This window comes from Bradyrhizobium sp. LMG 9283, from assembly GCF_045571415.1.
In the GTDB taxonomy this organism is placed as follows: domain Bacteria; phylum Pseudomonadota; class Alphaproteobacteria; order Rhizobiales; family Xanthobacteraceae; genus Bradyrhizobium.
Genome location: NZ_CP120691.1, coordinates 6302685 through 6314444 on the forward strand (window position 1 = coordinate 6302685; position 11760 = coordinate 6314444).

Consider the following 11760-nt stretch of genomic DNA (forward strand, 5'->3'; position numbering starts at 1 on the left):
CGTCAGGCCGCCGTCACGCCAACAGCCGCCGGAGTGACGGTCTCGTTATCCAGCGCAGCCAAGCGCTCATCGATCGCCGCGATGACCTTGCGCGAGAACGGTCCGAGATGCGCATAGGCCGCAATCATCTGCACGGCGATGCGCGCCGATGACGTATCACGCTTAGCGCAGTTCATGAAGGTCTGCCAGAGCGGCCCCCGCGCCTCGGGAAGAGCAGAGACCACCTTGTGCACGGTCTCCATGGCCCCGAGCTTGGAGCGGATATCACCTTCGGCAAGCTCGGAACGCTGCCGGGAACGGTCGAGCAGTGTCATCAAACGATCGACGCGTGCTGCATAGGCCGCCGGACTGTAGATGTGCTCCAGCACCCGCTTGTAGTCCATCAGGATGTCGCGCAGCGGGCGGACCGGATCGAAGTTGATGCCGGCCGTGCACTGATCGGCGCCGATGGTCGGCGCCACGTCGTGGCCCTGATGCAGCCGGCCTTCGCGCTCGAGCCGGCGCGTGAGCTGCGTGTTCGGCAAGGCATAGAGCAGGCCCACCATGGCGACGGGAATCGCCGCTTCCTCGATGAACTCGATCATGGACTCCGCCATCGAGACACTCTCGTTGTCGAAGCCGACGATGAAGCCCGCGGTGACCAGCATGCCGGCGGCGTAGATCTTGTGGATGCTCTCGGCGATGTTGCGCCGCGTGTTCTGCTTCTTCCGCATCGCGACAAGCGTCGCCGGGTCTGGACTTTCGATGCCGACGAAGATGCCGAAGAAATTCGCCGCGCCCATCAGCTCCAAGAGTTCCGGATCGTCGGCGAGATTGACCGAGGCTTCCGTAGAGAATTCGAAGGGATAGCCGTGCGCACGCTGCCATTCGGCGAGCTTTGGCAGGAATTGCCGCAGCGACTTCTTGTTGCCGATGAAATTGTCGTCGACGAAATCGAGATGGCCGCGGTAGCCCATCTTGTAAAGCGTCTCGAGCTCGACGAACATCTGCTCGATCGTCTTGGTCCGCGGCACGCGCCCATAGAGCTCGATGATGTCGCAGAATTCGCAGGTAAAGGGACAGCCGCGCGAATACTGGACACCGAGATAGAGATAGTCCTCGAAGTTGAGCAGGTCGAAACGCGGCACCGGCGTCTTGGTGACGTCGGCCTGGAATTTCGGCGCGGTGAAGACGCCGGACCGCGCGCCGCTTTGCCAGGCTGCGATAAATTCGTCGATGACGCTCTCGGCCTCGCCGAGCACCCGAAAGTCGGCCCGCTCATAGATGTGGGGGCTCGAGGTGGGATCGGGACCGCCGACGACGACCGGCTTGCCGGCTGCGCGGCAGAGCTCGATCAGACGCAGCGTGTCGGCCTGCTGCGGCAACATTCCGCCGGTGAAGACGACGTCGGCCCAGGCGAGATCCTCGTCGCCGAGCGGTGCCGTGTTGCAATCGATCAGCCGGACCGTCCAGCTCTTGGGCAACATCGCGGCAACGGTGATCAGGCCCAAAGGGGCGGCAGGACGCTTGACGCCCATCACTTTGCAGGATTCGCCAAAGCTCCAGAAGGACTCTGCCGAGAACAGCGGGTATAGCATCAGTACGTTGCAGGGACTCGGCACGTTCATGGAACTCCTGTTGGCGGCGGGGCAGTGTACCAAAGCGCCCTCATCTTGCACCCCGGCAAAAAGGACAAAACTGTGGCCTCTGCGCGGCAATCCGCCCCGGACGTCGCTTCAAGCCGCGGATTGGCGCCCACGGAAAAGGCGTCAACCCGAATCGCTCGAGAAGGGATGAGGCAAAACAACGCGCCGGTCCATCCCCTCAACAGCGACGCAATGCATTCCAGCCACCCCTCGGACTGTTGATTTGAACAGTTCCAATTTGCCGGACACATTGCGCCCCTGTGTTCAATCGGTGGATTGGGCCAATCAGGGGACTGCGATGGCAAACCTAACAATCAACGGAAAAACCTTCACCCTCGACGTCGAACCGGATACGCCGCTGCTCTGGGCGATCCGCGAGAATGCCGGCCTGACCGGCACCAAATATGGTTGCGGCATTGCACAATGCGGCGCCTGCACGGTTCACATCGACGGCATGGCGATGCGCTCCTGCGGGATCTCGGTCAGCGAGGCCGAGGGCAAGAAGATCACCACCATCGAGGGGCTCGCCTCGGGCGATACGCTGCACAAGGTGCAGGAGGCCTGGATCGCCCAGGACGTGCCGCAATGCGGCTATTGCCAGAGCGGCATGATCATGGCGGTGGCGGCGCTCTTGAACGAGAAGCCGAAGCCGACCGATGCCGACATCGACGAGGCCATCACCAATATTTGCCGCTGCGGCACCTTCCAGCAGGTGCGCGAGGCGATCCACACGATCGCAAGCGCGTAAGGAAATCCCACATGAATCAGCATGTTTCGCCGCGGCTCAACCGCCGCGCCTTCGTCATCGGCACGGCCGCGGTCGGTGCCGGTCTCGCCATCGGCCTCGACATCCCCTTCGGCGGCCCGGCCGTGGTTCGCGCCGCCGACGGCTCGCCCGAGATCGGCGCCTGGGTCGTGGTGAGGCCCGACGACACCGTGGTGATCCGCATTGCCCGCTCCGAGATGGGCCAGGGCTCGCTGACCGGTCTCGCCCAGCTCGTCGCCGAGGAGCTCGAATGCGACTGGACCAAGGTCACGACCGAATATCCGACCCCCGGTCAGAGCGTCGCCCGCAAGCGCGTCTGGGGCGATTTCTCCACCGGCGGCAGCCGCGGCATCCGCTCCTCGCAGGACTACGTCCGCAAGGGCGGCGCCACCGCGCGCGTGATGCTGATCCAGGCCGCCGCCGACGCATGGAAGGTGCCGGCCTCCGAATGCTCGGCCAGCAACAGCGTCATCACCCATACGCCCTCGGGCCGGACCACGACCTACGGCAAGGTCGCGGAGGCCGCGGCCAAGCTGACGCCGCCGGCGGACGTCAAGCTGAAGGACCCCAAGGACTGGAAGCTGATCGGCAAGGGCGTGAAGCGGCTCGACACCGTCGACAAGACCACCGGCGCCACGGTCTACGGCATCGACGTCAAGCTGCCGGGCATGCTGAACGCCGCGATCAAGGACTGCCCGGTGTTCGGCGGCAAGCTGAGGAGCTTTGACGAGGCCAAGGTCACCGGCATGAAGGGCGTCAAGAAGGTGGTCAAGGTAGGCGACACCGCCGTCGCCGTCGTTGCCGACACTTGGTGGCACGCCAAGACCGCGCTGGAGGCACTGCCGATCACCTGGGACGAGGGCGACAACGCCAAGGTCTCCAGTGAGTCGATTGCGAAGTGGCTGGCCGAGGGGCTCGACGATTCGCAGCCTGCCTATGTCGGCAACAAGAACGGCGACGCGAAGACCGCGATCGCCGGGGCCGCAAAGAAGGTCGAAGCCGTCTACAACTATCCCTACCAGAACCACGCCACCATGGAGCCGATGAACGCCACCGCGCTCTACACTGCGGATAAGTGCGAGGTCTGGTGCGGCACGCAGAATGGCGAGGCGGCCTTCGCGGCAGTGCTGGAGGCGTCCGGCCTGCCGGCCGAGAAGTGCGACGTCCACAAAGTGATGCTCGGCGGCGGCTTCGGTCGGCGCGGCCAGACCGACTATGTCCGCCAGGCCGTCATGATCGCCAAGCAGATGCCGGCCACGCCGATCAAGCTATTGTGGTCGCGCGAAGAAGACATGGCGCACGGTCGCTATCACCCGATCACCCAGTGCAAGATGACCGGCGCGTTCGATGCCAATAACAATCTCGTCGCGCTGCACTACCGCCTCTCGGGCCAATCGATCCTGTTCTCGCTTCGCCCCGAGGCGCTGCAGAACGGCATGGATCCGGCGGCATTCCAGGGCGTCGCACAGTCCGGCGAGGCCGCGTTCGGCTATTCGGTGCCGAACCTGTTGATCGAGCATGCGATGCGCAACCCGCACGTTCCGCCGGGCTTCTGGCGCGGCGTCAATGTCAATCACAATGCGATCTACATGGAGTGCTTCATGGACGAGCTGGCCCAGGCCGCAGGCCAGGACCCGCTCGAATTCCGCCGCAAGCTGATGGGCAACCATCCGAAGCACCTTGCGGTGCTCAATGCGGTTGCCGAGAAGATCGGCTGGACCACGCCGGCGCCGCAGGGCGTCTATCGCGGCATCGCGCAGGTCATGGGCTATGGCAGCTATGTCGCCGGCGCCGCCGAGATCTCGGTGATCGACGGCAGCAAGATCAAGGTGCATCGCATCGTCGCCTCCACCGATCCCGGCTACGTCGTCAATCCGGCGCAGGTGGAGCGGCAGGTTGCCGGCTCCTTCGTCTATGGCCTCTCCGCGCTGTTCTATGGAGGCTGCACCGTCAAGGGCGGCAAGATCGAGCAGACCAACTTCGACACCTACAACTCGATGCGCATCAGTGAGATGCCGAAAGTGGAGACGGTGATGGTGCCGAGCGGCGGGTTCTGGGGCGGTGTCGGCGAGCCGACCATCGGTGTAGCGGCGCCGGCGGTGCTCAATGCTTACTTCGCCGCAACCGGCAAGCGCATCCGCTCGGTGCCGCTGCGCGACCAGAACATCACCTTCGCGTAAGAAGAGCTGCGGCGGCCACGCCGGCCGCCGCAGCATTTTCCGGATAAGTCTCATGAATGCGCCGGTGACACGGCGGAGTGCCGCCTTCGGCATCGCCGTCGCGGCCACATCGCTCGCCGCACCTTCGATCTTGCGCGCCCAATCAGCGGGCCAGATCGTCGTGATCGGCGGCGGCTTTGGCGGCGCGGCTTGCGCCCGCGCGCTCAAGCGCGCCGATCCAAAGTTGCTGGTCACCCTGATCGAGCCGAACAAGACCTACATCTCCTGCCCCTTCAGCAATGAGGTGATCGCGGGCCTGCGCGAAATCGAGGCGCAGCAGTTCGGCTATGACAAGCTCGCTGCCGAGGGCATCAGCATCATCGCTCAGGCCGTGACGAGCATCGACACGCAAAAACGCAGGGTGACGACAGACGATGGCGCCGCGTTTGGCTATGACCGGCTCGTGCTCTCGCCCGGCATCGACTTCCATCCCGAAGCCCTGCCCGGCTACGACGCCGCGGCGCCGGAGACGATGCCGCACGCCTGGAAGGCCGGCGCGCAAACGCTTTTGCTGCGCAGGCAATTGGAGGCGATGGCGGACGGCGGCACGGTCGCCATTGCAATCCCGGCCAATCCTTCTCGTTGCCCGCCAGCACCTTACGAGCGCGCGAGCCTGATCGCGCATTACCTGAAGACGAAGAAGCCGCGCTCGAAAGTGCTGGTCCTCGACGCCAAGGACAATTTCTCACAGCAGCGGCTGTTCGAGAAGGCGTGGAACGAGCTCTATGGCGACATGATCGAGCGCGTCGGGCTATCGCAAGGCGGCCGCGTCACCTCGGTCGATCCGGCGACGAGGACCATCGTCACGGAGTTCGGCAACTACACCCCTGATGTCGCCAACGTCATCCCGCCGCAGCGCGCGGGGCGCATCGCCGGGATCGCGGGCACTGCGGACACGACCGGCTGGTGCCCAATCGATCCTGTCACGTTCGAGTCGAAACTCGTTCCGAACATCCACGTCATTGGCGATGCCTGCCTCGGCGGTGGCATCCCCAAGTCGGCCTCCGCCGCGAGCGCGCAGGGCAAGGCCTGCGCTGGCGCGATCGTCGCTTTGCTCGCGGGCCGCACGCCGGAAGCGCCACGGTTGATAGGCGTCTGCTACAGCACCGTCGCACCCGGCTACGGCTTCTCGCTGATCGGCAACTATCAGCCAAAAGGTGACATCTTCGCGGAGGTCGAAGGCGGCGCGACGAGCCCGGTCGATGCTCCGCGCGAGGTCCGTGCGCGCGAGGCGGCGGAGGCGGAGCGCTGGTTTCAGACCATTACGGCGGACACCTTTGGCTAGCGCAATGGCGGGACGCGCAAGTAATCACAAACACGGTGCGCCCCCTCCCCCGCCTGCGGGAGAGGGTGTCTCCACAATCGAGAACCCTCAAGAGGAGAGAGCCCTCACCCTCGCCTTTGGCTCGATCTCTCCCGCAAGCGGGAGAGGTAAGAGGAGTCCGCCGCGGCGCCGTGCACCCCATCCGATAGTTGCGATTGCGGCATTCATCGTAGCGAGCATAGCCTTCACCTTGCTCGCCCGAGCGGACGAGCTCGTATCCTCCAAGATCGTCGGCGACGGCATTCCTGCATCACTCACAGGCTCGTCCGGCGATGCCGCGCGCGGCCGCGCGCTGGTGCTCGCGCGCACCACGACCTGCATCCTCTGCCATTCCGGCCCATTTCCGGAAACGCGGTTCCAGGGCGACCTTGCGCCTGATCTCTCCGGCTCCGGGAACCGGTGGTCGGTGAGCCAGTTGCGACTTCGACTGGTCGATGCCTCGCGCTTCAATCCGGACACCATCATGCCGTCCTACTATCGCAACGACGGCCTCGTCCGCGTCGGACGTAACTTCGCCGGCAAGCCGATCTTGTCGGCTGCGGAGATCGAGGACATCGTGGCCTTTCTTACAACACTTCGGGACTAGGCTCATGCCAACCACGCGACGACAATTCCTGAGCCTCGCCGGAGGCATGACAGTCGCCGGCACGATCCCGATCGTCACGCTGCGGCCGATCGAGGCAACACCGGCGATGCTCAACACGGCGATCCGCAACGTCGTCGGCGAAGCACAGATTCACACCGGCAGGGTCAAACTCGACATTCCGCCGCTGGTCGAGAACGGCAACACCGTGCCTATGACGGTGAGCGTCGCAAGCCCGATGACGGCCGATGACCACGTCAAGAGCATCCACGTCTTCAACGAGAAGAACCCGCAGCCGAACATCGGCAATTTCTATTTCGGCCCTGCCTCCGGCCGAGCCCAGGTCTCGACACGGATTCGGCTCGCCGACACCCAGAAGGTGGTTGCGATCGCGCGTCTCTCCGACGACACGTTCTGGCAAATTGCCGCCGACGTCGTCGTGACACTGGCCGCCTGCACCGAGGAGATGAACTGATGGCCGCCCTCATCAACGTCCCCTCGAAGGCCAAACGCGGCGACATCATCGAGATCCGCACGCTGACCTCGCACATCATGGAGACCGGCTTCCGCCACACCGCCGATGGCAATCTGGTGCCGCGCAACATCATTACGAGCTTCACCTGTCATTACAACGGCACTGAGATTTTTCGCGCCGATCTGTTTCCGGCTATCGCGGCGAACCCATATTTGTCGTTCTTCACGATTGCCAAGGAAAGCGGCAAGTTCGAGTTCGAGTGGATCGGCGACAACGGCTATTCCTCCACTGCTGCGGCATCGATCACGGTCGAATGATCTCTTGGCGCGCGATAGCGGCGGCAGCATTGTTTGCCGCGGCCCCTGCCCTGGTTGCCGGCGAAATCCCGCCCGATGCACGCCGCTCCGGCTATGCCTTCATGGGTCCGGACACGCGCGCCATGCAGGACGACGACACCAGCAATCCTGGCATGCTGTTCGTGCTCGACGGCGAAGCGCTCTGGGCGAAGAAGACCGGCAGCGCCGCCAAAGCCTGCACGGATTGTCATGGCGATGCGCGCAGCAGCATGAAGGGCGTCGCGGCGCGCTATCCCGCCTTCGACAAGGCCCTCGGCCGTCCCGTCACGCTCGATCAGCGGATCAATCTCTGCCGCGCCAATCATCAGCAGGCGACGCCGCTGCCCTACGAGAGCCGCGATCTGCTCGCATTGTCCGCCTTCATCGCTCATCAGTCGCGCGGCACCCCGATCACGGCCGGTGACGATCCGCAAGCCAAGCCTTTCATCGAGCAGGGCCGCGCGCTGTACATGCAGCGCGAGGGACAGCTCAACCTCGCCTGCACCAACTGCCACGACGACAATTTCGACAAGCGCCTCGCCGGCGCGCCGATTACGCAAGGACAGCCGACCGGCTATCCGCTTTATAGGCTGGAATGGCAGACGCTGGGGTCGCTGGAGCGGCGCCTGCGCAGCTGCATGAGCGGCGTCCGTGCTCAGGCCTATGACTACGGTTCGCCCGAACTGGTCGCACTCGAGCTCTATCTGATGTCACGGGCGCATGGTCTGCCGATGGAGACGCCGGCCGTACGTCCCTGAGACAGGAACGGCCGGGCTATCCCCCCGGCCGTTTCATCGAAGTGAAAGCCGCGCCTACTCCGCTGGCGCGGCGGACATCTCCGGATGTGCGGCGTAGGGCTCGCTGGCGCCGAGCTTGCCGGCGGCGAACAGGCCAGCGGCCATTACGGCGTAGGCCAGGGCGACCGCGGGCGTCACGCCAAAGCCGCCGCCGATGCCGACGGCCTCGCCGTGCATGAAGCCGAAGTAGGTCAGCACCGCCCCGACCAGCGCAAAGGCGGACGCCTTCTCGAAATCGCGCTCGATGATGAATACGCCGATCGCGCCGAGGATGAGGCCGCCGAGGATGGAGCCGCCGCCCATCACCTCAAGACCGTGGTAGAACACGCCCTGCTGCGGTAGCGCGGCGATCGCGGCGGCCTTGACCGCATCGACCTTGTCGGCCGCCAAGCCGCCGACGGTTGCCGCCGCGTTCATGGTGGAGCCGAGCATCGTGTCGATCTGGAGCTTGGCCCAGGCGGCCAGATGCGGCGTCAGCGCCAGCACGATGGCGGGGGCGTGCTTGACCGGTGTCGCCTGGAATGCCTGCGCCCCGATCAGCATGCCGATATAGAGCAGGATCGGCGAGATCGCGACGACAGGCACGAGTGCCAGCAGCACCGAGATGATGCCGAACCAGGACAGCACGACCACCATGATGCCGGTCGCCGCCGAGTAACCGATCCGACCGCCCATCGCCTTCCAGCCGGGATGGCCGATATAGACGGCGTTGATGAAGGGATTGCCCATCAGACAGCCGATCAGGCTGACGACGCCGTCGGCGGTGAGCACGCGCGTGGTCGGAAATTCGTCGCCGGCCGCTTCCGCGCTCTCGACATTGTCCATGGCCTCGACGAGGTCGTAGATGCCGAACGGGATCGCGGTGACCAGGATGATGCCGAGGAATTCGAAGCCAGAGAAGACATAGTTTACTGCCGGGATCGGCACAGAAAAGCCGAAATTGGCAAAGGCCGCGCCGACACCCGCGATGCTCAACCCGCCAAGACCGAGACCGAACAAGTTCGAGCCCCAGGCGATGATCATGCCGGCCGCGATCGCGACGAGGCCCGCGGGAACACCGCGCCAATATTTCACGCCGCCGAACCAGCTCACCAGGATGATGGCGAAGCAGACGAGGCCGATCTGCGGCGTCATGTACATTTCGAGCGCCGGCCGCATCGAGATGAAGGTGACGGAGACGCCGGCAAGCGTGCCGAGCAGCGCCGCGCGCGGCGTGATCTGGCGGATGAACGGCGCGATGAAGCCGCCGATCATGAGGATGAAGCTCTGGAAGAACACCCAGACGAGACCCGCCGACCAGCCCTTGAGAGGATCGCCGGTCTTCAGCGTGATCGGAAGCATGATCACGAAGGTGACGATGAACATGTGCGGCACGCTGACGCCAGACGGCAGCGCGCAGACATCGTTGCGGCCGGTCTTCTGGGCCAGCCGATAAGCGAGATACGCATAGTAGAAGGTGGAGAGGCACATCATCAGCCCGAGCGCGGGCAGGATGCGGCCGAACACGAGGCTATCAGGCATCTTCAGGACGAAGCGAAGCAGGCCGGTGAGCACCAGCATGTTGACGAGGATGTTGGTACCGAAGCCGAAAAACGCGTTCCAGTCGCCCGATGTCCATAGCGCCGGCTTGAACTCGGACGTATTGATCTCAGACTTACCAGCCGTCCCCATCAATGTGCTCATGATGTTACCCCAATGTGGTCGAACTCTTCATCGCCTCCAAGACCGCGGCTGAGCTTGCGACCCAGCCGAAGATGCCGCCCTGGGCCTTGATCATCTTCAGGCCCATCTCGTGAAACTCGGGGAAGTAGGATGCGCAGCCGTCGGAAATGACGACGCAGCGATAGCCGCGGTCATTGGCTTCGCGCACGGTGGTGTTGACGCACACTTCTGTCGTGACGCCGCACACCAAGAGATTCTCGATACCGTAATTCTCCAGAACATCGCCGAGCTCGGTGGCGTAGAAGGCGCCTTTGCCCGGCTTGTCGATCACGATTTCGCTGTCGAGCGGATAGAGCTCGGGAATGATGTCGTGGCCGGCCTGACCGCGAATGAGGATGCGTCCCATCGGACCGGGATCGCCGATACGAAGGCTCGGCGCACCGCGTTCGATCTTCGCCGGCGGCGCGTCGGAGAGATCGGGCAGATGCCCCTCGCGCGTGTGGATCACCAGCATGCCGGTGTCGCGCGCCGCCGTCAGCACCGTGCCGATCGGCTTCACCGCGCGCGCAAGCTGGCTGACGTCGTTGCCGAGCGTTTCGCCGAAGCCGCCGGGCTCCATGAAATCGCGCTGCATGTCGATGATGAGAAGCGCGGTGGCGGGCCAGTCGAGCGTAATTGGCTCGGGCTCGGCGCTGACGACGCCCTTTGTCGGCTTGGCTGAGTTCAACATGACGCAGGCCCCGCGAGAACCCTCTTGGCCAGGAGTTCTGCAAGCGCCGTGCCATTGTGTACAATTGCCATGGGGCGCGGGCGGGGAAGGAATTTGCTGCGTGCTCAGAATGTTACGCCGGCGATCGCGTCTGCTTATTCGCTGTGCGACGGCTTTGCGACGGGCATTTGCCTAAAGGATGAGCGGCATCTTCCGTCATTCCGGGGGCGCGCGCAGCGCGAGCCCGGAATGACGAGGAGACTACCGCCCGACCCCATACAGCCGCCGATACTCCTCCTCGTACGGCGCATACGAGTCCTTCAGCGTCGCCATATTCAGCAACATCGTCGCCACCAACGTGCCCGCCTGGTCGAACACGCGCGTCTTGACCCAGGCGCTTTCGGTGCGGCGGCTGCCGGAGAGCGCGACCACCTCGCGCTCGACTTCGTATTCCTCGTCGACGAACAGCGGGCCCTTCACCAGGCGGATCTCCTGGTCGGCGAACAGGCCGACGGCTGGGCCCTTGGCCGGCAGCGGATCATCCTTGGAGCGGTACTGGAACAGCACGCTGAGCATCTCCATCGGGATGATGGGCTTGCCCCATGGATTGTCGGCGGTCGAATAGTATTGCGAGCTCTCGGTAATGACGGCGAGCTTCTGCCGAAGGGTGAACGGATAGAGGTCGCCCATGTTCTGGTCGAACGCCATCCGCACCGACTGCCGCTTGCTCGTCTGCGCCACCTTGACGTCGCGCAGGATCACGGGATCGGCAAGCGGCTTGAGCTCGCGGAGGCGGAGGTCGAGGGCTGTCGGGCTCTCAACAATGGATGCGGTGCCGCGCAGCACCTCAGTGCCGTCGCGCTTGAGCATCTGCACCTGACAGTCGGGCTGTTCGGTCGAAGAGGCTAGCAGGGTCGCCTGCACCTCTTCACCTTCGTAGCAGACACTACGGTAATGCACCGAGAGACACCCTCGCTCGAACCACGCCCGCCCCCATTGCCGCTCGCAAATTGGAGCGAACTGGCTGAAATGGGTCGGCCCCTCGATGGTGCCGCCCTTGAAGCCGAGCTTCTGCGCCGTCGCGTCATCATGGATCGAGGCATGCGCATCATAGGTTTGCGCCTGTAGCATCTGCCGCGGCCGGCGCCACGGTCCGATCAAGGCGCCTCCTGTCTGGGTGATTTGTGCGTCAAACGCCGTCATGCGCTCCTCCGCTAGCCAGCCATGACTAGCAGGAGCGCCACGGATGCGGCCAGCGATATTGA

Annotated in this window: 11 protein-coding genes; 7 read left to right on the plus strand and 4 right to left on the minus strand. The window is 64.3% G+C overall.

Translation table 11 applies throughout. The features are described 5' to 3' along the window. Positions 1-2: 2 nt before the first annotated feature. Positions 3-1607 carry a B12-binding domain-containing radical SAM protein gene (locus P6U29_RS29660; RefSeq protein WP_407113905.1) on the minus strand — a complete coding sequence of 535 codons (1605 nt, stop codon included), beginning with the start codon at positions 1605-1607 and terminating at the stop codon, positions 3-5. Positions 1608-1923: 316 nt separating this feature from the next. On the opposite strand from P6U29_RS29660, the gene P6U29_RS29665 reads away from it, so the two are divergent. The 7 genes from P6U29_RS29665 to soxA all read left to right on the plus strand — a co-directional run bounded on the left by P6U29_RS29665 (position 1924) and on the right by soxA (position 8085). Beyond that, positions 1924-2373: a (2Fe-2S)-binding protein gene (locus tag P6U29_RS29665; protein WP_407113906.1), complete on the plus strand. Its 450-nt coding sequence runs from the start codon at positions 1924-1926 to the stop codon at positions 2371-2373. A gap of 11 nt (positions 2374-2384) precedes the next feature. Then, positions 2385-4571, plus strand: coding sequence for a molybdopterin cofactor-binding domain-containing protein (locus P6U29_RS29670; RefSeq protein WP_407113907.1), 2187 nt, complete (start codon positions 2385-2387; stop codon positions 4569-4571). Positions 4572-4623: 52 nt separating this feature from the next. Continuing rightward, positions 4624-5895 carry an FCSD flavin-binding domain-containing protein gene (locus P6U29_RS29675; RefSeq protein ID WP_407113908.1) on the plus strand — a complete coding sequence of 424 codons (1272 nt, stop codon included), beginning with the start codon at positions 4624-4626 and terminating at the stop codon, positions 5893-5895. A 229-nt stretch (positions 5896-6124) separates the two neighbouring features. Beyond that, entirely contained in the window at positions 6125-6520 is a 396-nt protein-coding gene (soxX, locus tag P6U29_RS29680; protein ID WP_407113909.1) for a sulfur oxidation c-type cytochrome SoxX, read from the plus strand. Positions 6521-6524: 4 nt separating this feature from the next. Continuing rightward, the gene (locus tag P6U29_RS29685; RefSeq protein ID WP_407113910.1) at positions 6525-6992 is read left to right on the plus strand and encodes a SoxY-related AACIE arm protein; all 468 of its coding nucleotides are present in this window, start codon (positions 6525-6527) and stop codon (positions 6990-6992) included. Continuing rightward, a complete protein-coding gene (soxZ, locus tag P6U29_RS29690) occupies positions 6992-7309 on the plus strand; it encodes a thiosulfate oxidation carrier complex protein SoxZ (protein WP_407113911.1) in 318 nt (105 codons plus the stop codon). Before P6U29_RS29685 ends, soxZ begins: the two co-directional genes overlap by 1 nt. Further along, the gene (soxA, locus tag P6U29_RS29695; protein ID WP_407113912.1) at positions 7306-8085 is read left to right on the plus strand and encodes a sulfur oxidation c-type cytochrome SoxA; all 780 of its coding nucleotides are present in this window, start codon (positions 7306-7308) and stop codon (positions 8083-8085) included. Before soxZ ends, soxA begins: the two co-directional genes overlap by 4 nt. A gap of 54 nt (positions 8086-8139) precedes the next feature. On the opposite strand, the gene P6U29_RS29700 is transcribed toward soxA, so the two are convergent. From P6U29_RS29700 to P6U29_RS29710, 3 genes are all read right to left on the minus strand, one after another. After that, entirely contained in the window at positions 8140-9807 is a 1668-nt protein-coding gene (locus P6U29_RS29700; RefSeq protein WP_407113913.1) for a regulator, read from the minus strand. A gap of 4 nt (positions 9808-9811) precedes the next feature. Then, positions 9812-10516: a cysteine hydrolase family protein gene (locus P6U29_RS29705; RefSeq protein ID WP_407113914.1), complete on the minus strand. Its 705-nt coding sequence runs from the start codon at positions 10514-10516 to the stop codon at positions 9812-9814. A gap of 240 nt (positions 10517-10756) precedes the next feature. Continuing rightward, entirely contained in the window at positions 10757-11698 is a 942-nt protein-coding gene (locus P6U29_RS29710; RefSeq protein ID WP_407113915.1) for a hypothetical protein, read from the minus strand. Positions 11699-11760 lie beyond the last annotated feature (62 nt).

Bases quoted from the DNA above. Each gene is read 5' to 3' on its own strand.
- soxZ (WP_407113911.1), top strand. From the start codon at position 6,992: ATGGCCGCCCTCATCAACGTCCCCTCGAAGGCCAAACGCGGCGACATC.
- P6U29_RS29700 (WP_407113913.1), bottom strand. From the start codon at position 9,807: ATGAGCACATTGATGGGGACGGCTGGTAAGTCTGAGATCAATACGTCC.
- P6U29_RS29685 (WP_407113910.1), top strand. From the start codon at position 6,525: ATGCCAACCACGCGACGACAATTCCTGAGCCTCGCCGGAGGCATGACA.
- soxA (WP_407113912.1), top strand. From the start codon at position 7,306: ATGATCTCTTGGCGCGCGATAGCGGCGGCAGCATTGTTTGCCGCGGCC.
- P6U29_RS29705 (WP_407113914.1), bottom strand. From the start codon at position 10,516: ATGTTGAACTCAGCCAAGCCGACAAAGGGCGTCGTCAGCGCCGAGCCC.
- P6U29_RS29670 (WP_407113907.1), top strand. From the start codon at position 2,385: ATGAATCAGCATGTTTCGCCGCGGCTCAACCGCCGCGCCTTCGTCATC.
- P6U29_RS29660 (WP_407113905.1), bottom strand. From the start codon at position 1,607: ATGAACGTGCCGAGTCCCTGCAACGTACTGATGCTATACCCGCTGTTC.
- P6U29_RS29710 (WP_407113915.1), bottom strand. From the start codon at position 11,698: ATGACGGCGTTTGACGCACAAATCACCCAGACAGGAGGCGCCTTGATC.
- P6U29_RS29665 (WP_407113906.1), top strand. From the start codon at position 1,924: ATGGCAAACCTAACAATCAACGGAAAAACCTTCACCCTCGACGTCGAA.
- P6U29_RS29675 (WP_407113908.1), top strand. From the start codon at position 4,624: ATGAATGCGCCGGTGACACGGCGGAGTGCCGCCTTCGGCATCGCCGTC.